Annotated in this window: 25 protein-coding genes and 1 riboswitch; of the genes, 17 read left to right on the top strand and 8 right to left on the bottom strand. The window is 57.2% G+C overall.

Annotated features, from left to right (window positions below; translation table 11 throughout):
• Window positions 1-29 precede the first annotated feature (29 nt).
• The gene (locus ACT7DV_RS12215) at window positions 30-1,178 is read right to left on the bottom strand and encodes an acetyl-CoA C-acetyltransferase (protein ID WP_444662873.1); all 1,149 of its coding nucleotides are present in this window, start codon (window positions 1,176-1,178) and stop codon (window positions 30-32) included.
• A gap of 72 nt (window positions 1,179-1,250) precedes the next feature.
• The gene (locus ACT7DV_RS12220; RefSeq protein WP_444662875.1) at window positions 1,251-2,102 is read right to left on the bottom strand and encodes an alpha/beta fold hydrolase; all 852 of its coding nucleotides are present in this window, start codon (window positions 2,100-2,102) and stop codon (window positions 1,251-1,253) included.
• 367 nt (window positions 2,103-2,469) lie between these two features.
• Between ACT7DV_RS12220 and ACT7DV_RS12225 the strand changes: the two genes are divergently transcribed.
• Window positions 2,470-2,976, top strand: a complete 507-nt coding sequence (locus ACT7DV_RS12225; protein WP_444662876.1) for a 2'-5' RNA ligase family protein — start codon at window positions 2,470-2,472, stop codon at window positions 2,974-2,976.
• 136 nt (window positions 2,977-3,112) lie between these two features.
• Here the strand turns inward: ACT7DV_RS12225 and ACT7DV_RS12230 are convergent, their stop codons facing one another.
• The 3 genes from ACT7DV_RS12230 to ACT7DV_RS12240 all read right to left on the bottom strand — a co-directional run bounded on the left by ACT7DV_RS12230 (window position 3,113) and on the right by ACT7DV_RS12240 (window position 5,363).
• Window positions 3,113-3,703, bottom strand: a complete 591-nt coding sequence (locus ACT7DV_RS12230) for a CDP-alcohol phosphatidyltransferase family protein (protein ID WP_444662878.1) — start codon at window positions 3,701-3,703, stop codon at window positions 3,113-3,115.
• 126 nt (window positions 3,704-3,829) lie between these two features.
• A complete protein-coding gene (locus tag ACT7DV_RS12235; protein ID WP_444662880.1) occupies window positions 3,830-4,942 on the bottom strand; it encodes a DNA alkylation repair protein in 1,113 nt (370 codons plus the stop codon).
• A gap of 124 nt (window positions 4,943-5,066) precedes the next feature.
• Complete coding sequence (locus ACT7DV_RS12240; protein ID WP_444662881.1) at window positions 5,067-5,363, bottom strand: Fe-S cluster assembly protein HesB; 297 nt, start codon at window positions 5,361-5,363, stop codon at window positions 5,067-5,069.
• 277 nt (window positions 5,364-5,640) lie between these two features.
• On the opposite strand from ACT7DV_RS12240, the gene ACT7DV_RS12245 reads away from it, so the two are divergent.
• The 8 genes from ACT7DV_RS12245 to ACT7DV_RS12280 all read left to right on the top strand — a co-directional run bounded on the left by ACT7DV_RS12245 (window position 5,641) and on the right by ACT7DV_RS12280 (window position 11,813).
• Complete coding sequence (locus tag ACT7DV_RS12245) at window positions 5,641-6,171, top strand: GNAT family N-acetyltransferase (RefSeq protein ID WP_444662883.1); 531 nt, start codon at window positions 5,641-5,643, stop codon at window positions 6,169-6,171.
• Window positions 6,168-6,656, top strand: a complete 489-nt coding sequence (locus tag ACT7DV_RS12250; protein ID WP_444662884.1) for a GNAT family N-acetyltransferase — start codon at window positions 6,168-6,170, stop codon at window positions 6,654-6,656. Before ACT7DV_RS12245 ends, ACT7DV_RS12250 begins: the two co-directional genes overlap by 4 nt.
• An 82-nt stretch (window positions 6,657-6,738) precedes the next feature.
• On the top strand, window positions 6,739-7,506 hold the full coding sequence (locus ACT7DV_RS12255) for an isocitrate lyase/PEP mutase family protein (protein WP_444662886.1): 768 nt from the start codon (window positions 6,739-6,741) through the stop codon (window positions 7,504-7,506).
• Window positions 7,507-7,679: 173 nt separating this feature from the next.
• On the top strand, window positions 7,680-8,303 hold the full coding sequence (locus ACT7DV_RS12260; protein ID WP_444662888.1) for a VOC family protein: 624 nt from the start codon (window positions 7,680-7,682) through the stop codon (window positions 8,301-8,303).
• Between the two features lie 163 nt (window positions 8,304-8,466).
• Entirely contained in the window at window positions 8,467-9,261 is a 795-nt protein-coding gene (locus tag ACT7DV_RS12265; RefSeq protein ID WP_444662890.1) for an alpha/beta fold hydrolase, read from the top strand.
• A 131-nt stretch (window positions 9,262-9,392) separates the two neighbouring features.
• Window positions 9,393-9,854 (top strand): GNAT family N-acetyltransferase, encoded by a 462-nt coding sequence (locus ACT7DV_RS12270; RefSeq protein WP_444662892.1) that lies wholly within the window; start codon window positions 9,393-9,395, stop codon window positions 9,852-9,854.
• A gap of 4 nt (window positions 9,855-9,858) precedes the next feature.
• The gene (locus tag ACT7DV_RS12275; RefSeq protein WP_444662894.1) at window positions 9,859-10,290 is read left to right on the top strand and encodes an OsmC family protein; all 432 of its coding nucleotides are present in this window, start codon (window positions 9,859-9,861) and stop codon (window positions 10,288-10,290) included.
• A 293-nt stretch (window positions 10,291-10,583) separates the two neighbouring features.
• Window positions 10,584-11,813 carry a mechanosensitive ion channel gene (locus tag ACT7DV_RS12280; RefSeq protein WP_444662896.1) on the top strand — a complete coding sequence of 410 codons (1,230 nt, stop codon included), beginning with the start codon at window positions 10,584-10,586 and terminating at the stop codon, window positions 11,811-11,813.
• 86 nt (window positions 11,814-11,899) lie between these two features.
• On the opposite strand, the gene ACT7DV_RS12285 is transcribed toward ACT7DV_RS12280, so the two are convergent.
• The gene (locus tag ACT7DV_RS12285) at window positions 11,900-12,862 is read right to left on the bottom strand and encodes a GNAT family N-acetyltransferase (protein WP_444662898.1); all 963 of its coding nucleotides are present in this window, start codon (window positions 12,860-12,862) and stop codon (window positions 11,900-11,902) included.
• Between the two features lie 80 nt (window positions 12,863-12,942).
• A riboswitch (TPP riboswitch) is annotated at window positions 12,943-13,048 on the top strand.
• On the opposite strand from ACT7DV_RS12285, the gene thiO reads away from it, so the two are divergent.
• The 7 genes from thiO to ACT7DV_RS12320 all read left to right on the top strand — a co-directional run bounded on the left by thiO (window position 13,046) and on the right by ACT7DV_RS12320 (window position 19,439).
• The gene (gene thiO, locus ACT7DV_RS12290; RefSeq protein ID WP_444662900.1) at window positions 13,046-14,170 is read left to right on the top strand and encodes a glycine oxidase ThiO; all 1,125 of its coding nucleotides are present in this window, start codon (window positions 13,046-13,048) and stop codon (window positions 14,168-14,170) included. (Overlaps the previous riboswitch by 3 nt.)
• On the top strand, window positions 14,167-14,412 hold the full coding sequence (thiS, locus tag ACT7DV_RS12295; protein ID WP_444662902.1) for a sulfur carrier protein ThiS: 246 nt from the start codon (window positions 14,167-14,169) through the stop codon (window positions 14,410-14,412). Before thiO ends, thiS begins: the two co-directional genes overlap by 4 nt.
• Window positions 14,413-14,414: 2 nt before the next feature.
• The gene (locus ACT7DV_RS12300) at window positions 14,415-15,233 is read left to right on the top strand and encodes a thiazole synthase (protein ID WP_444662904.1); all 819 of its coding nucleotides are present in this window, start codon (window positions 14,415-14,417) and stop codon (window positions 15,231-15,233) included.
• The gene (locus tag ACT7DV_RS12305) at window positions 15,233-16,378 is read left to right on the top strand and encodes a ThiF family adenylyltransferase (protein WP_444662906.1); all 1,146 of its coding nucleotides are present in this window, start codon (window positions 15,233-15,235) and stop codon (window positions 16,376-16,378) included. The genes ACT7DV_RS12300 and ACT7DV_RS12305 overlap by 1 nt, the downstream gene beginning before the upstream one ends.
• A 46-nt stretch (window positions 16,379-16,424) precedes the next feature.
• A complete protein-coding gene (locus ACT7DV_RS12310; protein ID WP_444662908.1) occupies window positions 16,425-16,967 on the top strand; it encodes a GNAT family N-acetyltransferase in 543 nt (180 codons plus the stop codon).
• A gap of 146 nt (window positions 16,968-17,113) precedes the next feature.
• Complete coding sequence (gene typA, locus ACT7DV_RS12315) at window positions 17,114-19,021, top strand: translational GTPase TypA (RefSeq protein ID WP_060702067.1); 1,908 nt, start codon at window positions 17,114-17,116, stop codon at window positions 19,019-19,021.
• Window positions 19,002-19,439: a hypothetical protein gene (locus tag ACT7DV_RS12320; RefSeq protein ID WP_444662910.1), complete on the top strand. Its 438-nt coding sequence runs from the start codon at window positions 19,002-19,004 to the stop codon at window positions 19,437-19,439. The genes typA and ACT7DV_RS12320 overlap by 20 nt, the downstream gene beginning before the upstream one ends.
• 82 nt (window positions 19,440-19,521) lie before the next feature.
• On the opposite strand, the gene ACT7DV_RS12325 is transcribed toward ACT7DV_RS12320, so the two are convergent.
• Window positions 19,522-20,025 (bottom strand): helix-turn-helix domain-containing protein, encoded by a 504-nt coding sequence (locus ACT7DV_RS12325; RefSeq protein ID WP_444662911.1) that lies wholly within the window; start codon window positions 20,023-20,025, stop codon window positions 19,522-19,524.
• Window positions 20,026-20,121: 96 nt separating this feature from the next.
• Window positions 20,122-20,349: a putative acetyltransferase gene (locus ACT7DV_RS12330; RefSeq protein ID WP_444662913.1), complete on the bottom strand. Its 228-nt coding sequence runs from the start codon at window positions 20,347-20,349 to the stop codon at window positions 20,122-20,124.
• Between the two features lie 232 nt (window positions 20,350-20,581).
• Here ACT7DV_RS12330 and fdxA point away from each other — a divergent pair, with 232 nt between their 5' ends.
• Entirely contained in the window at window positions 20,582-20,905 is a 324-nt protein-coding gene (fdxA, locus tag ACT7DV_RS12335) for a ferredoxin (RefSeq protein WP_060703425.1), read from the top strand.
• Window positions 20,906-20,913: the final 8 nt, after the last annotated feature.

Genomic DNA, 20,913 nt, shown 5'->3' on the forward strand with positions numbered 1-20,913 from the left:
CCTGCAGATTTTCCCGCTCCGGCGCTACGCTAAAGCCGTTCGATGATGGTGGCGTTTGCCTGCCCGCCGCCTTCGCACATCGTTTGCAGGCCCCACTTGGTGCCGCTGCGTTCCAGCTCATGCAGCAACGAGGTTATCAAGCGCGCCCCGGTGGCGCCGATGGGATGTCCTAGGGCGATGGCTCCGCCGTTGACATTGACCTTGGACATGTCCGCGCCGGTTTCCTTCTGCCATGCCAGGACGACCGCTGCGAACGCTTCATTGATTTCAATGCGGTCCATGTCCTTTAAGGACATGCCCGTGCGTTCCAGCGCATACTTGGTGGCGCGAATTGGTGCTGAGAGCATCATGATTGGATCATCGCCCCGCGCGGAGACATGGTGGATGCGCGCTCGTGGCTTCAAACCGTATCGCTTGACCGCAACTTCCGAGGCAATCAGGAGCATGGCCGCGCCATCAGACATTTGCGAAGCAGTGGCAGCAGTATGCAGTCCGCCTTCGACGATGGGGGCCAAGCTGGCCATCTTGCCGCGATCCACAACCCTGGGGCCTTCATCCGCCTGCAATTGGCCGAGGGCTAAGATCTCACGGTCAAAGTATCCTAGCGCCTGGGCTTTGAGCGCCCGTTCGTGGGAGCCGATAGCGAAGTCTTCGAGTTGCTCGCGCGATAATCCCCAATGCTTGGCCATCATTTCCGCACCACGAAACTGCGAGATCTCCTGATCGCCGTAGCGGGCGGCCCAGAGCTTGGAACCTCGATAAGGGTCCGGGAATCCGAAATCTGCAGCTGCGGAGTTGGAATAGGAAAGCGGAATGCTGGACATCGATTGGACACCGCCAGCCACCACAAGATCGCTGCTGCCGCTCATCACCGCTTGGGCCGCATAGGAGACTGCCTGCTGGCCGGAGCCGCATTGGCGTTCCACAGTGGTTCCCGGGACTTCTTCGGACAGCCCGGCAGCGAGCCATGCGTTGCGTGCGATGTCCATGGCTTGCGGGCCAACTTGGTCGATGCAGCCGAGAATGATCTCGTCATATTCCTTGGAATCAACGTTATTGCGCTGGACAAGTTCGGCAAGCGGAGCCGCAGCGAGATCCAATGGGTGCAGATCCGCGAGCGACTTTCCGCGCCGTCCCACTGGAGTGCGCAATGCATCAATGATGTAAGCCTCGGCCATGAGGTTCCTCCAGAAAATGCTCAAGTCATTAGTGGTTGCTTGAACAACAATGCCCAAGAGCGTGGCCATTGTCTAGGGCAGGGAGGTCAACTCAAGCATTGCCTGGGCGACCTGGGAAACCGCTGCCCCAGGAAGGGCAGTAGATGCCTGCTCCAGCACAAGCAATCTGGCCTCGGGAATCTCGCGTGCCAAGGCCTGCCCGTTGCCGACTGGAAAGAACGGGTCCTTGGCTCCGTGGATCACCAGCGTCGATTGCGTGATCTCGCCAAGGCGTTCGCGCCAACGCGGAGTGCAGTCGAGTCGTGAAAAGACCATGCCAAGCTGGTTGGCCATGTGGACCGACGCGGAAGGATCTGGCGTGCGGTCCCAAATGCGCGCTGCCAGGCGCCGGGCCTCGTGTGGATCATTGCCCAAGATGCTGGCTGCTTGCGCAGCATGTTCGGCCACTGCCTCGCGATCGGCCCAATCCGGCATCGGGCGAGAAAACAATTGGCCTATGGTGGCTTGATCATGATCCGGAAGATCGTTATCTACGGGGCCTGGTGCGACAGGCCTTGTCCCGTACAAGGTGAGCGCCGAAAACGCTTCGGGATGCTCCAAGGCGGCAACTTGCGCAACCATGCCACCTACACCGATGCCGGCCAGGTGCGCCCGCCGCTGGTCCAAGGCCTGGGCAAGAAATGCGGCGTCATTAGCGAGATCGCGCAAGGAATATGAGGGATTCATCGGGTCCAGCGTCGTCGATTGGCCGCTATCTCTCAGGTCGTAGCGGACTACATGCCGGCCGGAAGAGGAAAGTGCTTCGCACAACGGATCAGGCCAGGAGAGCATGGTCGTCCCGCCAACGCATAGCACGAGGGGATCGGCGGGGTCGCCAAAGCTTTCCGCGACCAGCTGAACACCATTGATTGCATATGTTGCCATGTCTGAAGCACCTCGTTGAATGATTGCGAACCTGCGGCTGCATGGGGTCGTTCAATGTCTTTGGAAGCAGTGCTTCCAAGGCTCATCCTGTCCCTGATCGACCGCACCGTCAACCAACGGGCCTCGGCATTCCTTGCACTTTCCGCTTTCCGGGTGCTTGCTATCATCACAGCATGGGAACCACGAGCCAGCAGCCATGTTTTCGGCAGCAGATGCGCCGTCAGTGTTCCGGGAGCGTTGGGCGTAGTTCTGGTCAAGAACTTGCGGCGTGGAATGAAAAGATTGCAAAGTACGGTCCCAAGGATGAAGGAGCTCGTCAGATGGCCGAAGGACGCTAACGCTGCAATGCGTAGCCGGATGTAGGACGATGAGCAGATCACCCGAGAACATTCTGTTGTACCTGGAAGCGCAGGAAGAAGAGCAGCTTCGGGGAATCTTTGCTGACCTGGAATCGCGTGGCTTTCCTAGGCAAAATCAAACTCCGCACATCAGTATCACCTTTGCACCGGAATTATCTGATGAAGTCGCGCTGCGTGCGGCGCAACTGCTTCCGGCCGCCGTTCCGGCTAGTCTTCGACGAGTTGGCACCGTGGTTTTTGGAACCAAGCGCAAGCAGACCGTTGCGTGGCTCATGGAAACCACCGATGAGCTTGAAATCGCAGCCAGGGAAATCAGCGCACTGAATATCCACGGGCGCGGTCCACGGTGGATACCGCACCTCACCATGGGCTTACGGATTCCGAGAGAAATAGTCCCGGATTACATCAGGGCGCTAGATGAGCTGGGGAGCGAGCATCAGCTCGAGTTCACTGCAGCACGGGCGGCGTTGTGGAAACCCAAACTTCAGCAATTGACCCTGCTGGCCGGAGAATAGCCGGGCAGCAGCGTAGGATCATTTCGCATTGATGCCCTGTGGCGGTGCAAGCGCGAGTTCTGGATCCGAGCGGCGGACGCTGCAGTGCCTATTCTCGTTCCACATTATCTGCAGAGGCATGGGATCGCATTGACCCCTAGGGCTTGGTCACTTCACCGGGGTGATTGGCTTTTTTGGCTTCACTTCGCATGTACCGGAGGTAACCGAACCCCACCACGATGTGCAGCAGTGCCCCGGCATAGAGGATATAGATGCCTGGAACATAGAAGATGGCGAGTTGGTCAATCCGTCCGGCCGCAACGAAGGCCAGTCCCAGCATGATCAATGCTGTCCGGAACTTGCCGAGAAGGGTTGAACTTGGCGGTTCGCTCAATCGCAGCAAAAAGTAGGCGCAGAGCAAGACCAAGTCGGTAAAGAAAATCACCATACCGATCCACACTGGGATGAATCCACCGGCCACGAGGGCCACGGCGATAGCGACGATGCCCAGGCGATCCGCTATGGGATCAAGCAATATGCCTAGGCGCGAGACTTGGGAAAATTTGCGAGCAATAAACCCGTCCACCCAATCACTGAGCCCAAAGGCTAGCAACAGTCCTGCAGTTAACGTAGGACGTGTATCAGAGATCAAAAAAATGCAGATTGGGATGACCAGGAAGAAGCGAAGCAGCGTGATCGCGTTCGGAACCGTGGCCCAATCGTTGCGACTTGCTGCTTCCATGGCCATGGTGCACTCCTTTGCTCCTAACATGAACAATCGTCTACTGGAGGCAAAAATACAAGAGAAGCGCTCGACAAAAACCTGCTCGTCTCCGCCAGTTGCCCTCCATGCGCGGATGGCCCGCCAATGACGCTAGTCGGTTAAAGCAGCCATCAGCTCAAAGTCTGTTTTTCCGGTAGGCAAACCATTAACTTGAAGGGCCACCGAGTGGGTGCCGGGGTAATAGCGCCGGGTGGTAATCGCCCTGAACGAATGGGACCGATTGATCTCCAATTCTTCGCCGGGGGACAGGGTGCGTGTGGTGAGCTTGAAAACCTTGGCAGTTGTTGATCCGTTGGCCTTGCGGTGGTGCAGCACATAGTCGATGGCAAGGGGCATTGGCTCAGCGCCGGTGTTGCGCACGGTTGCAGTGAAAGAGACTTCTGCGCCCCATGGCACCTGCGGTTGGGCGATGTGCGGACCATCGATCTCCACGGTCGGGGTGCCAAAGCCGAGCAATGCCAGGGCTTCAGGATTGCCGCGCTTGACCAGGGTCCGAAGTCCATGCTTCACCACGGCCAAAGTGGTTGATTCTGCAGCCTGCAACCAACGCTGTGCGGTGTGCAGGACTAGCTCGGGATCGTGGCGGCTCAGATCATTGAGATGATTTGCGACTGAACGTCGAACGTACTCGCTTGGATCTTGATACAGGGCGTCCAGGACAGGAATGGTGAGCGCGGGATTCTTGATAATTTGCGGGACGCGAACGGCCCATGGCAAATATGGGCGGGTGCCTTCACTGGCCAGCCGCCTTACATGCTCATCGGGTGAGGCAGTCCATTGCTGTGCAAAACGCAGGGCTGCCTCAAGGTTGTGTTTGAGCAGGACACGGATTGCGAATTCTGAGCTCAAGCGAGGGGTGAGCAAGGCCATCATGTCCATTGCATCCTCGAACGAGGGCTGCGTATTTTCACTCGCTGCACGAGTGGCCAGGGCCGAGGTGACCGGCCAGATCATCCAACCGGTGAAGGACGGCGATTCATGTGCTGCTGCCTTGATGACGTCGGCGAGCTGGGAGTAGTTCTCCGGGAAGTCCGCCAGGAGCCCGTCGCGCAGTGCATCTGAGCGTTCCCGCAAACTCAAATCAGGCAGATTTTTTGTTGCAGCGTTCAGGGAGTGCAAGGCATGCTCAGGGGCAGCGTCCTGCAGCTCGCGGATAAGTTGCTCGGCGACAGGAACGCCAATGAGTTGATCGGCAAATGGCATGAGGCCATTCTTTACCGGAACCCGGCAATGCGCGAATCAGTCGAACACGATCCTCAAAATCAATGGGAGCCGCCAGAACAGGCGGCTCCCATTGGAAGCATTTGGGGTTCCTAGCCAGAGTGGGTCAGTTCTGTATGAGGATTTGGAAACTGACGCTTCCCTGTTCATCAACGGCGGCGTCCAACACCTTGTCGTCTAGCTCGTCGGCCACTAGTTCATCAAGGTAGACCGGGCTGCCTTCGCCGGAAATAACCGTATCGGTTTCCTCCGGCTCGGGAACGATCTGAATGGCAAAGGCTGCTTCCTCAGGCGCATTGGTCTTTTCTGCCTGGTGGATGCGCAGGCCAGCCTTTTCGGCCTCGGACTGGTTGGTGACGATAGCTGTCACGATGGATGCTGCTTGATCGGTCAGTGCGAGCACGGTGGCTCTCCTTCCGGTTGCGGACATACCAAGGTCAGGGCATGTGGGTGCCACGATTCCAAAAACAACTCAGAATCTCAAACGCGCTTAACAGCTGCGAAATATCCTCACAGGTAAGCTGTGGAGTCAGATAGGGTCTGGCCCCGAACCTGGCACCAGGCTGCGGCGCTTCATCCGCAAACGCTCCGACAAACCTAGGGAATGAGTCATCAAATCTGGATCTGAAGACCAAAACTGGCAAAGACCGGCATCGGCTCTAGCCGGATCCCGGCGCGTCGTGGCGGTTGGCCGAAGAGTCGAGCTCGCAGAATTCCTCAGAAGCGACCTTGTGGCTGTTCACGCCTACACATCAAATCCCGAGGTCTGCCGCTATAGCACCTGGGGGCCAAACACTCTCGCTGAAACCGAGGAGTTCCTCGCCGATGCGATGGAGCTGCAGCCCGGACGCCTCATGGCGGCAGTGATGGTGGAGGGGAAGGTCATAGGTTCCGCCGCCATTTGGCGAACTGGCGAAACGGGAAGGACAGGGGAGATGGGCTATACCTTGAACCAGGAGTATTGGGGTCAAGGTTTTGCTACTGAAGTCGCAAATTTGCTGCTCAAGTTGGGGTTCGAAAAATTGGGTCTCATCAGGGTTGAAGCCACCTGCGACCCCGGGAATGCTGCCTCCGTTCGCGTCTTGGAAAAATCTGGATTTAGATTCGTCCAGCGCCGGGTGGCCACTGAACCGGCAACTGAAGGAAGGAAAGAGTCGCTGGTTTATGCCTTGAATGCGCCTGAATCCGGTGAAGGGGCAATGGATCAATGATTCCCAACGAAATTATTGCGAAGCGTGATCAACCCGTGCCGGAGGACGTTGCACGACTGCTAGCCAGCGTGTCCGAATGGTTTGCCCAGCAAGAATCTAACGAGCAATACATCCAGGCGGCGTGCTCCAAGGAAACCTGGACTGTTCGCGATGCCCAGCAGCAGGTTCTCGCAGTGGCCCTGGTAGATCGCCACTTCCCGCAAGCCATCGAGATTCACCTGATCGTGGTGGATCGGGCGCACCATGGACTAGGAATCGGCAGCGAACTTGTTGCGGCCATTGAGCGCGACGCGCTCGCCGGCAACGTCCGGCTGATGCAGGTCAAGACGCTAGGTGCTTCGCATCCTGATGCCGGCTATGCCATGACGAGAAGATTCTACGAAAAGCTGGGGTTCCTTTCACTGGAAGAAACCGAGCTTTGGGGACCTGGGACCCCGTGTTTGATCATGGTCAAGCCACTAGGCACAGTGGCTGCATCAGCCTGAGGCTGAAAATTGCTTTTGACCTGTTGGCAAGTGGTTCAGGCTCCGTAGACTGGGATCGAACCACTTTCTTCAGGAGGCAGCTTTGTCGGATTTTAAAGAACGTGCCCGGACACTGGCGAACCAGCATGAATCTGGTGATCTTCTGGTCATGCCCACAGTGTGGGATACCTTCAGTGCCGCATTGGCCGCCGATGCCGGGTTCGCCAGCCTGACAATTGGCAGCCATCCGGTTGCAGATTCCATCGGTAGTGCTGACGGGGAAAAGATGGATTTTGCCGACTACCTTGCTGCAGTCCAGCGTATTACCTCTTCGGTTGCCGTACCCGTGAGTGCAGACGTGGAATCCGGGTATGGCCTGAGCCCGCAAGAATTGTTCGAGCGTGTATTCGCGGCAGGCGCGGTGGGGGTCAATATTGAAGATGTCGTGCACAGGGAAGGCAAGCGAGTGCGTGCCCGCCAAGAACATGCAGACTACATCCACGGCGTTCGAGCAGCCGCGGATGCAGCCGGTGTGGATTTTGTGATCAATGGGCGCACCGACGCGGTGAAACTTACCGAGCACTTCGCGGACCCTTTTGCTGAAGCTATCGAGCGAATCAAGCTGCTTGAACAAGCCGGTGCCCGCAGCGTTTACCCGGTGGCCCTCTCAACAGCAGATCAAGTGGAACAAGCTGTTCAAGCTGTCTCGATTCCCGTGAATGTCACTGCTCACCCGGTCACGGCGCACGCGGCCGGAGACCTTTCTGCTTTGCGCAAACTTGGAGTGCGACGCGTGAGTTTTGGGCCGCTGTGGCAGAAATGGCTGGCCGAAGTTTCTTCCCAGCAGCTAAGCGCATGGCGCCAGGGGTAGAAAATAGTCACCGCTGATATTGGTCCCGCCGCAATGAAGTTGGGTGCGGCGGGCCATTAGGCAGCTGGAAAGGCGCCAGCTGCCGGCACAAGAATGAGTGAGGTTAGATGTACTGGGAGAATCTGGTTTTTGATGCTGCGGTGCCACACGAGCAGGGCAAGTATTGGGAAGAATTGCTGGATACCGAAACCTTTACGGACAACGAAGGAGGGCTGGAAACCCGGCTTCAATTATCCGGCGGACGATATCTGGATTTATGTTTTCCCACGGTCAGCGATCCCGAACCCGCTTCACAACGAGTCTTTCCGGTATTAGCTTCCAGCGGCCGTATCGCATCATCGGATGTTGGCAAGCGGAATCCGCCTCGCGAAGAACGCAATGACATCGCGGGCCGGCAGTACTTCGTCCTGGATGGTTCTGCCGAAAGAGCGCGCCCGATGAATTTATGCGCCGTGGAATTGCACAGCGCCGAGCCAGAACGAGACGCGCAGTTTTGGGCAAAGCTCACCGGTTTCCGCATTGATCTCCAGGACCCGACCGTCCTTGTGCACCCTAGCGGTACCGGAGCGCTAATCAGGGTGGTTCCCGAAACGCAGCCTAAAACTGCAGTCAAGTCTTCGGTCCATCTCGATCTGCGGCTGGAGCCGAAAGATGACACCAAGCAAATTGTGGAAATGGTTCAAGAACAGGGTGGAACTGAACTTGATCACGAATGGGGCGAGATTCCCTGGCGAGTATTTTTGGATCCGTCGGGAAACGAATTCTGTATCTTGCCTGCCCCTGCCGCTAACAGCTAGCCATAGCAGATTGCCAAAAATCCATGTCGCTTTCGGGCAAGAGCAGTGAGAGCCTGAAAACTCACGCGTATTGGAAGGGCCAGGACGACCCTGTGAACACCTGGCCAGGGTCCTGTCCCAGCAAGCCTGGACCAGTTATGACGAAAGAAATGAGCGACACCCGATGCACAAGATCCAGGGCAATGGTTTACCGCTATTCATGATTCACGGTAATGGGGTGGACCATCGCATCCTGTTGCCGCTGGATGGGGCGCTCGCCGAAAACGGGACCTTCGAACGCCACTATATCGATTTGCCTGGCTTCGGGGAACGCGATCCACTTTCCAATGCTGGAGGACTTCCTGAGCTGGCGGATTGGCTGGAGAGCGAAATTCATTCCATCATCGGCGATGGGCTGTTCGCTGTACTGGGCAATTCAATGGGCGGGCTCCTATGCCAAGAGATCGCTGACAGATTCGGTGATGCTGTGCAAGGGATATTCCTCATTGCTCCGGCGGTGTACCCGGATAGCGAGCAGCGGACGCTTCCAGAACGTGCTGTGGCCATCCACGATCAGGAATTGTTTCTGTCCCTGAGCAAGAGGGACGCTGAGCTATTCGCCGATGTTGCCGTCATCCAAACTCGGGATGCATGGCAAGAATTCTCGAAATGGGTTCTGCCCGGAATTTTGTCGGCTAATTTGAGGGCCATGGCCAAGCTTGCCAAGCGCTATTTCCTTGAACCGCTGCCGCTTCATCGCGAGAATCAGCTCTCTATTCCAGTCTCAATCGTCTGCGGCAGGGATGATCATGTCACCGGATTCGAGGATCCTCAACGATTAACAATGCGCTATCCGGATTTGCATTTAAAAGTTATTGAATCGGCTGGGCACAACGTGCATATTGAACAACCGGCGTTAGTGGCGCATGAAATTCGGGCTTGGGCAGAACGAGTCCAGCGTTTGCCTTTGTCGAAGTAGCCGCCTGGATCATCGCTATCCACCACTACTAATCCGATTGATTCTTGAAAATAGTTGTTGAGTAAATTCTGATCTGCGATTAGATTTCCTTCAAGCATGGTGGTTAGTTGTTCGAAAGCAGGAAACAGCTTATGGAAGACTCGATTGTCCTTCGCGAATGGACGAGCATCGATGAAGTTCCGGACTTGTTAGATGTCTGGAAAAGCTCTGTTGAATGCCGCCATGATTTCCTCTCGGCACATGACCTCGATGCCGTGGCTACGGCTCTAGAATCCATATATTCGCAAACTTTGTACGTGCGAATTGCCCAACAAGGCGATCGGATTCTGGGCTACGCCGCTTGGAATGATTCGGAAATTGAAATTCTTTGGGTGAGGCATGCTGATCGCCACCATGGAGTGGGCAGATTGCTCCTGAGCCACATCATCGAACATAGCCCTGAAGCTGGCGTTCATTTGGACGCGCAACGGACACTTGCCATCGAGTTTTTCCAAAGCTGCGGGTTCCGGCAGATGCCAATAGCTGTTAATGAGTCTTCACCGAGGCTTTTATGGCGCCATGACATCTCGCGAGTGGATAGCGTGGCACGATAGTTTCATGAGTGAAAACAGCCGAGAAATTCGTGAAGTTATTGTTCAGCGCACCGAATCGAGCAAGTACACAGCCACCAGCCTTGCAACAGGGGCAAGCGTTGAATTTGGCCAGGGTGATGGACTGCTGACACCGGTGGAGCTGATGCTCGCAGCTATTGCTGGCTGCTCGTCAATTGATGTTGACGTGGCGACGACTCGTCGCAGCGAGCCAGAGAAATTTGATGTGCGCGCCAGCGGCTACAAGATTTCCGAAGGCGGTGCCAGCCGCATGGATGACATTCATCTCGGGTTCGATTTGAAGTTCCCTGATACTGAAGAGGGCCGCAAAGCAGCCAGCATGGTCGAGCGAATTGTGAAGTTGTCGCACGATAAATATTGCACTGTCTCACGCACGGTCGAACTCGGGGCTTCGGTCGTCAGTGAAGTTGCTGAATAAATAGTTAAGGCTCAACTTTTATACTCGTGAGCTAGCGCTGGAAAGTAGAAACTACAAGTCACTCCAAGGAAATTCACGGAATTGACGATTTGAGAACTTTCAAATTTTTTGCGTTTCAGTAGTGTTTAAGGTTACTTTCTGCGGTTTTAGTTGAATCCTAGTCTAAAAGGTGCTGTTTTCGCAGTTGGGGCTGTGTAAATACAATGAATCAGGCTGTAAATTCAACTCTTTGCCCTAGTCAGAGCTGGTCCTTCATCGTAGGGTCAAGGTGTCCCTACGTTGAAGGAGCAGACATGCAAACTGAGAACGTCTTAGGCAACATCGACTGGGCGTCAATGCTACAAAAGGTAGCCATTGCGCTGGTCATTCTCATCATTACGTGGCTTGTGGCGCGAATAGTTCGCTGGGCTGCAGCCAAACTAGTGACCAGGGTGAAATTCCTGCAGAAGCAAGGAAACGACGGAGCTCAAATAGGCCAATCTCTTGGCAAGGTCGCTGGACTGATTGTTTGGCTTTTTGGCCTCGTCGCAATCCTTCAGGTCTTTGCACTTTCTGAAGTTCTTACGCCAGTTCAGGGCCTGCTCGGCGGAATCATGGCATTCATCCCGAACCTCATCGGCGCCGGCTTTATCTTCTTCATTGGCTACGTCATCGCAAACATTGTTCGTCAGCTATTGACCACTGGCCTGGGAACAGTCGACTTCAGCGGACTGGTCCGCAAGCTGACTCCAGGGGATGAGCCGGTGGATGAAGTCCAGTCTCGCGAGGCCCAAGCAAAAATCGTCGATATCATCGCGAATATCGTCTTCGCCTTGATCCTTCTGGTTGTTGCCATATCTGCACTGCAGGTCCTGGGAATCGCGGCCATTTCGCAGCCTGCTGAGCAAATGCTTCAGCTAGTCTTCACCGCCATCCCACAGGTCATCATGGCACTGGTGCTGTTGGCAGTTGGCTTCCTGATTGCAAAGTTTGTTGGACAGCTGCTGGAATCCACCCTGCACGGTGTAGGCACTGATCGCGTCGTTGCCGGCTGGGGCGTTGTTCCAGAAGGCAAGAGCGCATCGGGCATCATCGCGGGCATCGTGAAGATTGCTATCGTGCTGTTCTTCGGTGTGATGGCAGCGCAGATGCTGAACTTCCCGGCAATCACCAATATCCTCAATGAGATTCTGGAACTGGGTGGCAAGATCCTCTTCGGTGCAGCAATCGTTGCCGCAGGCTTCGTCGTCGCTAACGTGATCGGCAAGTTCATGGGCGACACCACTGCGTCGAAGATTATCCGCTACACGGCCATTGCACTGTTCGTTGCAATGGGCCTGAAATACATGGGTATTGCGGACTCGATCATCAACATGGCCTTCGGCGCAATTGTCATCGGCGCAGCTCTGGCAGCGGCCTTGGCCTTCGGGCTTGGCGGCCGCGAAGCAGCAGCTCGCACACTCAATAAGATCGATACCGACAAGCTGAGCTCCAACGGCCCGGATTCGGTACCACCGGCACCGCCGACGTCGCCAGGCATATAACCATCCCGGACAGAACCTAAGGGGACATTAGGAGCGTCGCGGAATCCACCAAGGATCCCGCGACGTTTCTGCGTCTGGGCCCCGCTCTAGGCCAGGCGAAGTGGAAGCGGAGCTGCAGCGCCGGGCGGGTCCGTTCGTAGCCGGGCGTAGGTGTAGACGTCGATGCGTTCACCGTCGACAAGGAATTTGCCCCGCTCGGTTCCTTCACGCAGAAAACCATTGTTCTCGGCCACGCTGCGTGATCCGGGATTATTGGCGCGCAGGCCAAGTTCCAGGCGGTAGAAATCAAGATCATCAAAAAGATAATTCGCCAGTGTGGCAACTGCCCTCGTTGTGAGCGAACGACCGCGATACTCCTGATGCATCCAGTACCAAATCCATGCATTGGCATTTGAATGATCCAGCGTCCCGCAAGCCAGCCCGATCAACCGGTCATTGGCGGTGATCGCCAACGGGAATTGGCTTTGTTCGCCGTACAACAGGGCGTCTACGTAGGCCCGTGCTTTTTCAGGCGTATCGGCATCGCCTTGGCGCCGCATATCCGGATGGGAAATGAACGCCTCGTATACGGAGCCGGCATCCAAGGCGCTGAGCTGCCTCACGCCAAATTCCTCGGCAACGCCTGTTGCCCGGACGCTGCCAGGCCCGGCGAGCTTGCTTGGGCCGTGGCCTGTGAGCGTGCCTTGGTGAAACAGCATCTGCCACTTGCCTTGCTCGCGGAACCATAATGAGCTGCGAAGTGCCGGGCGATGGCCGCTGGCCTTCCAGCGCAACTGGATGAGGTTTTCTGATAACCGGATTGCCGAGGGCTCGCTAACGCGCAACCGCTCAGCGGAAGGATCTTCAGTAGCCAGCAATTCTATGACTTGGTTCCTGTCGTATGTTCTTCCGCTGGCGCCGATTTCGAAGAAGTTCTCATGCAGGATTTCGCCAAGCAATTTTCGGTTGCCACGCATCGAGGCTGTGAGCAGCAGCTGTTCCAGACCGGCAACCGCTCTGAACAGTCGAGAATCGACCGGCAATTCTGCGGGATATTCCTGTTGTGCCATGTCGGTAAGTACATCACAAAAGATGACGGGACTAAGTCAACGGCAGTTCGCTTTTCGGGGCTGCCTCATGCTTATAATCGCAATTACTCCGCGGGAGCCTGAAATCGACCAGGCTGAGAGGGCACTGAGCCGACCGCTACACCTGATGCGGGTCATGCCGCCGTAGGAAGGAAGCGTGCCACTGTGCATGTCAACATTGTTGGCTCCGGAATCATCGGCCTAGCCACCGCATTCGAGCTCAGTTCACGTGGCCACACCATCACCATCATCGACCCGGCACCTGGCCAGGGCGCCAGCTACGCAGCCGCCGGGATGCTGGCCCCAGCTGCCGAAACGGTCTGGGGTCAAGGCCCCCTGCACCAGCTGCTGTCCGCGTCCAGCGCTCGCTACCCCCAGTTCGTTGATCGCCTGGAAGCGGCCACGGGCGTGCGCCCTGACTACCTGCAAAGCTCAACCCTGGTCGTCGCGGCTGAACCGGCCGACCGCGAAGCGCTCCACGATCTCGTGGAGCTGCAGAACTCATTGGGATTGTCCGCCACAAAACTGCTGCCGAGCCAAGCCAGGTCCTTGGAACCAGCCTTGGCCAGCAATATTTCCGGGGCGGTGCTCTGCGCTGAAGACCACCAGATCGATCCTCGTTCCGTCGTGCGCATCCTGCTCCAGCACTTTCACAATGACCTGGTCCATGAGCAGGCCGAAGAGCTGATCACTGAAGGATCAGGCACCTGCGCCGTTCGCACGGCCTCAGGAAAAATTTTCGCAGCTGATCAAACCATCATCGCCACCGCGCTGGGCACCGTGAAAGGGCTGGCCAAGCTGCCATTGCGCCCGGTTCACGGCGACATACTGCGGATTCAAAGCCCGCCGGGCCCCGCCCTGCTGACCAGGATTATTCGAGGCATTGTCCACCGCCAGAACGTGTATCTGGTTCCGCGCAAGGACGGAAGCCTCGTGCTCGGTGCCAGCGTTCGGGAAGACCGGAACCCGGAAGTCAATGTGGGCGCCATGTACAACTTGCTCGACAACGCCCGCAGGCTTGTCCCGGGAATTATCGACTGTTCACTGAACGAAGTCATCGCCAGGCCAAGGCCGGCAACCGCCGATGACCGCCCGCTGATCGGGCGCATTGACCCGGGGCTGGTGCTCTCCACTGGCTATTCGCGCCATGGGGTGCTGCTCAGCCCCTTGGGATCCGTACTGACTGCGGATCTCGCCGAAAACAATAAAAGAAATCCACTGTTGAATGACGTTGATCCGCAACGTTTTTCAACACTTTCCGCAACCGCCGCACTGGAGCAATTCGGATGACATCGATCAGCATCATTTTTAATTCCCAGCAAGTTCAGCTGGAGGCCGGTACCAGCCTGCGCGAATTTATCAGCGCGCAAATCGGCAAGGAACTCGACGCAGATTCAAAAGCAGTCGACGGCAGCAAGCTCGGGGTGGCCGCGGCCGTGAACGGCGCAGTCATTCCCCGCAGCAGCTGGAACAGCAAAGCACTTGAAGACGGGCACAGCATAGAACTCGTTACCGCAGCCCAGGGAGGCTAAGCATGGAATCGCAAGAATTCACCGAGCTGGATCTCAACAACGATCCTTTTGTCGTCGCCGGGCGCACCCTTTCTTCGCGGCTTATCCTGGGCACCGGAGGGGCTACCTCTTTAGCTACGCTGGATAGCGCGCTCACAATTTCTGGCACGGAATTGACCACCGTTGCCATCCGCCATTTCTCTGCCGCCGGGGCAGGCAACGTCTATGAGTTGCTCCAGCGCAACAACGTCATTCCTTTGCCTAATACCGCAGGGTGTTTCACCGCCCGTGATGCGGTACTGACCGCGCAGCTGGCCCGCGAAGCTTTGGAAACGGACTGGATCAAACTTGAAGTGATTGCCGACGAGCACACCTTGCTGCCGGATCCGCTGGAACTGTACTCGGCAACCGAGCAGCTTGTGGCCGATGGATTCCAGGTCTTCGCCTACACGAATGATGACCCTGCACTGGCGCAGCGGCTCCAGGATTCCGGCGTGGCAGCCATCATGCCTGCTGGCGCTCCAATCGGTTCAGGACTGGGAATTTTGAACCCGCACAATATTTCCACCATTGTTTCTCGTGCCAATGTTCCGGTGATCCTGGATGCCGGGGTGGGAACAGCCTCCGATGCGGCACTGGCCATGGAACTAGGCTGCGATGCCGTGCTGCTGGCCAGCGCCGTGACTCGCGCGCATAACGCTCCGCTCATGGCCGCGGCCATGAGGGACGCTGTGCGAGCTGGCCGCGCGGCCCGTTTGGCGGGCAGGATTCCACGACGCGATACCGCACTTGCATCCTCGCCCACGGAGGGAATGATGCAAACTTTGGTCGGGGAATTCTAATGCTGCGCGAACCGCTCTGCGAACCTGCCGCAGGGATCTATCCGGGCCAGCTGGCCCGCTATTCACGGCATTTGACCTTGCCCGGGGTAGGCGAAAAGGGCCAGCGGCGCATCATCAACGCCAAGGTCCTGATCATTGGCGCCGGGGGACTGGGCAGTCCCATCGCCAGTTATCTGATTGCCGCCGGAGTAGGCCGGATCGGCGTACTCGATGATGACTCGGTAGAGCTGTCGAACTTGCAGCGCCAGATCATGCATCGCGAATCCGATGTCGGCCGGCCAAAAGTCGATTCCGTGCAGAGGCTGGCCGCCGAACACAACAGCACTGTCGTCATTGACCCGCTCAACCAGCGCCTCAGCGAAGACAACGCCCTGGAGCTTTTCGCCGCCTACGACCTTGTCATTGATGGCAGTGACAACTTCGCCACGAGATACCTCGCCTCCGACGCAGCCGAAATCACCGGGACCCCGCTAGTGTGGGGCACGCTCTTCCAGTTTTCGGGCCAGGTATCGGTTTTTGACCCGCGAACCGGCCCGATGCTGCGGGATATCTTCCCGGAAATCCCGGATGCTGATTCGGTTCCGAGTTGTGCCGAAGGCGGTGTCTTCGGAGCACTGTGCGGAGTGGTGGGTTCGGTAATGAGCACCGAAGCGCTCAAGCTGATTACAGGTATTGGCCTCACGCTCAGCGGCAAGCTCTGGCTCTACGATGCCTTGGCTGCCAGTGTGCGGTCCTTGGAATTTGTCGCCGACCCGCAGCGCGAGCGAGTCGTCCAGCTGGGCCAGTACCAGCCGGTCGCTTGCGCCATTGAAGATCCTTTCGCCAGCTTGAGCGTGCATGAGCTGGCTGCAATGCAACGGGATAACGAGGTGCTCGTCGTTGATGTGCGCGAGCCGTGGGAGCGGGAGATCGCCGCGATTCCACACAGCGTTCATGTGCCACTGGATCGATTGCTGGCAGGAGAGAATGCGCAAATACCACGCGATGCCGGCATCATCGTGATGGTTTGCAAGAGCGGTGTCCGTTCCCAAAAGGCCGCCAGCCATATGTCGCGGCAACAGGCGGGAACCGGCAAGATCTACAGCCTGGATGGCGGGACAGTGCAGTGGTTCGCAGAAATCGAGGGGCAGGAAATCGCCTACTAGCCGGACGCTGGGCTGGCAAGGAATTGTGCACTGGCATAATGGCTTCATGACCCTTTCAGCCGCACTGGATTTCCGCGAACTAGCTAGTCAAGACGAGCAGCAGGCCATCGACGCCCATCGGGCCATGCTGGACGACGATTTCGAATTCTTGCCGACGTGGTCTGCCGATGAGCTGTGGGAGGACTACACCTTCCGGATGAGCGCAGGACGCCGCGGCGAGCATATCCCGCAGGGCTGGGTGCGTTCGGCGCTCTTTGGCGCTTTCGATGACGGCGAACTGGTAGGGCGTGTCTCGGTGAGATACGAGCTTAACGATTTCTTGCTTCAACGTGGCGGGCACATCGGCTACGGAGTTCTTTCCGAGCACCGCCGCCGTGGCTTGGCAACTGCGCTTTGCCAGTTTGGCCTGCGTGAAGTCCAGGAGGCCGGCGTGCCGAGCGCGCTGGTCACCTGCGACAGTACGAACCTCGGTTCCATCGCGACGATACAAAAGTGCGGGGGAGTTCCAGACTCGCAGGTTCCGTACCTGGAAGCAGCCGACGGGTCCAAGACCCTGCGCTACTGGATTTCCACCCAATCCACCCCATGATTTTCCGCGACTTTACGTGAAATTCTTGTATGTTCTGACACAGAGCGCCGGAGTATTTGCTGGAACAGCGTAAACTTGTTTGTTGGGTCGACTTTGGCCCCGACTCCTTAGACCCAAAATCCTCGAGCGGAAGTGAGCCTTCACGCATGTCAGCTAACACCATTAGTCGCGACGAACTTCGCAATGTAGCCATCGTTGCACACGTTGACCACGGCAAGACCACCTTGGTCAACGCAATGCTCCAGCAGACCGGCGCATTCGACAGCCATGGTGAAACCGAAGATCGCGTGATGGACTCCGGCGAGCTGGAACGCGAGAAGGGCATCACCATTCTTGCCAAGAACACCACCGTGTTCTACAACGGCCCAGCTGCTGACGGCAAGAACATGACCATCAACGTTATCGACACCCCGGGTCACGCTGACTTCGGTGGCGAGGTCGAGCGCGGCCTGTCCATGGTGGACGGCGTGGTTCTGCTCGTTGATGCTTCTGAAGGCCCACTGCCACAGACCCGCTTCGTGCTGCGCAAGGCCCTGAGCGCCAACCTGCCAGTCATCATCGTGGTCAACAAGACCGACCGCCCGGACTCCCGCATCGATGGCGTCATCTCGGACTCCATGGACCTGCTGCTGGGCCTGGCATCAGACCTGGCTGATGAAGCTCCAGATCTGGATCTGGACGCCATCTTGAACGTCCCTGTGGTCTTCGCGTCGGGCAAGGCCGGTTACGCTTCGATGAACCAGCCAGCCGATGGCACCTTGCCAGACAACGAAGATCTCGAGCCGCTGTTCGAGACCATCATCAAGCACGTTCCTGCACCGACCTACGAAGAAGGCGAAGTTCTGCAGGCACACGTCACCAACCTTGACGCATCGCCATTCCTCGGTCGTCTGGCACTGCTGCGCATGATCAACGGAACCCTGCGCAAGGGTCAGCAGGTTAACTGGGCCCGTCAGGACGGCACCATGAAGCAGGTGAAGATCACCGAGCTTCTGGCTACCAAGGGTCTGCAGCGTGTTCCAGCTGAAGAAGCTGGACCAGGCGAGATCGTCGCAGTGGCCGGTATCGAGGACATCATGATTGGTGAAACCCTCACCGACTTGGAGAACCCGAAGCCGTTGCCGCTGATCACCGTTGATCCACCAGCAATTTCGATGACCATCGGTATCAACACCTCGCCACTTGCTGGCAAGGTCAAGGGCGCCAAGGTCACTGCACGCCAGGTCAAGGACCGCCTTGACAAGGAACTGATCGGTAACGTTTCGCTGAACATCCTGCCTACCGAGCGTCCGGATGCTTGGGAAGTCCAGGGCCGTGGCGAATTGGCACTGGCTATCCTCGTTGAGCAGATGCGTCGCGAAGGCTTCGAGCTGACCGTTGGCAAGCCACAGGTAGTTACCAAGATGGTTGACGGCAAGGTCCACGAGCCGATGGAGCACATGACCATTGACGTGCCCGAAGAGTACCTGGGTGCCATTACCCAGCTGATGGCTTCGCGCAAGGGCCGCATGACCAACATGGCCAACCACGGCACCGGCTGGGTACGCATGGAATTCATGGTTCCTGCACGTGGCCTGATCGGCTTCCGTACCCGATTCCTGACCGAAACCCGTGGCGCAGGCATCGCTTCGTCGCTGGCTGAAGGCTACGAGCCATGGGCAGGTGCCATCGAATACCGCATCAACGGTTCGATTGTTGCCGACCGCGCTGGCGTTGTGACTCCATTCGCAATGATCAACCTGCAGGAACGCATGAGCTTCTTCGTGAAGCCAACCGAAGAAGTCTACGAGGGCATGATCGTTGGCGAGAACTCGCGCGCCGATGACATGGACGTGAACATCACCAAGGAAAAGAAGCTCACCAACATGCGTGCAGCTTCCTCGGACAGCTTCGAGAACCTGACCCCGCCACAGACTCTGACCCTGGAAGAGTCCCTGGAATTCGCTCGCGAAGACGAGTGCGTTGAGGTTACCCCAGAAGCTATCCGTATCCGCAAGGTGCTGCTGAACGCCAATGACCGTGCCAAGGCAACCCGTGCACGCGCTCGCGCCTAATCAGCGAAAAAACCAGGGCAGCAACCTCTCGGCGCTTTGGCGCGGAGCTGTTGCCGCCCTGGTAGCAGGACTGTTCGGCACGGCTATCCACGCCTCCATCAGCTACGCCGGAAATGACGTGCCGCTGGTGTGGGGTGTCGCAGTAGCCTGGCTGCTGCTCGGCCTGCTGGTGTACTGGGCTGCGGTGTCCTCAGGGAAACTGTGGTCCGGGGCGCTGGCGCTGATCGGCTGCTATGTCTGCGTGGGATTGATATCCTACGTCGGCAATGACCAGCTGATCCTCGGCATGCAGTACTATCAATACCTTCCCGGACCGGCGCTGGCTTCGGCTCTGTGGATGTATGGAATGATCATTCCTGCGATCATCGGCTTGGTGCTGGCCCTGCGAGCTATTCGCAAACAGCATCGCCAGGACTAAACAACGAAGGCGCACTTCCCGCGATTGGGAAATGCGCCTTCGCTGGTTAACGCCAAGTGCACAGATCTTGGAATCTGTAGTTCTAGCTTCTCTCGTTGCCGGTGATGTCCAGATGGTGGGCCAAGAAGAGCGAGGTTGCCACGCCATCTTCTTCGGGCTCACGCATCGCGTAGTCTTCAATTACCGAACGCAGCCGCGACATCATTTCCTGGCGGGACGCTTCGCTGAGCTTCAGGCCCACGCGGATGATCTGGATTTCTTGAGGATCCAGTCCCTCAATTTCCTGCAGGAAAGTATCGACAAGCATGGGGGCAGCGTCTGGGATGCGCGTTCCCCAAGACTGCTTGGTGCTCCGGTAGGGAACTTCCTTGGCGCCGCGATTGCCGCGTCGGGCTTCTTCCGGGGCGAGGTAGCCGTTATTCACCAAGGTTCGGACATGATGCAGCGACGTGGCCGGATTCAGATCAAGAATGTCCGCGATTTCCTTATTCGTTCGTGACTCGTGGAGGCACAAGCGCAGGATACGAAGCCTCAGCGGTGAGCTGAGTGCACGTGCTCGCGATTGGACAAGTTTGTCAGAAGGCATAAAAACAGCATACGGGAAAATCGTGGAGTGATTGGCAGAATCAAATCACATGTCGCACAACAGCGGTTCGGCGCAATGCATCGATCCTGCCGGATACTAGTCCTTCGGCGTCCGAGGCCGGCGGCGCTCCGGGGCCGGAGGGACGAGTTTGGCATGGGTGATCAAAGCCCGCGGGATGACTACGAGACCCGATCGGGTCTGGACGCTGATCGAATCCACCGTGACTTCCCGCAGCTCGCCCAACGCGTCGCTAAAGCGCCCGCTTGCTGTGCTGGCTTCCACAGGCAAGCGGTAGCGCACAACTAGACGTTCACCGGGAGTCATATCACTGAAACTAAGCATTCTTGCGCGTCATCTTTTCGTAAGAAGAATTCATCTAAACCCTCTGAAGCTGAAATGTGAATGGTCGGTTACGTCACAGCAGGCCCGCGGGCGCTTTGATGTATTGATATCAGGACTAGACTGTAGTTTGAGCTGGTAAGGGATTCAAAGAGCATCCAGGAATCCGGCCGGCTCGTGTTGAAACCACCAAGTGCAAGGAAAGGTCTCGGCCCTCGTGACTTACATCATCGCTCAGCCGTGCGTCGACGTGAAAGACAAGGCGTGCGTCGAAGAGTGCCCGGTAGATTGTATTTATGAAGGCGAGCGCTCGCTGTACATTCACCCGGATGAATGCGTAGACTGCGGCGCTTGCGAGCCGGTCTGCCCCGTTGAAGCCATCTACTACGAAGATGATGTGCCGGACGAATGGGCCGACTATTACAAGGCCAACGTCGACTTTTTCGATGAACTTGGTTCCCCGGGCGGCGCCGCTAAAATTGGTAACACCGGTACTGACCACCCATTCGTCAGTGCCTTGCCACCTCAGAACCAAGGCTAGGTTTTACT

Source organism: Glutamicibacter sp. TV12E, assembly GCF_052441935.1.
GTDB lineage: Bacteria > Actinomycetota > Actinomycetes > Actinomycetales > Micrococcaceae > Glutamicibacter.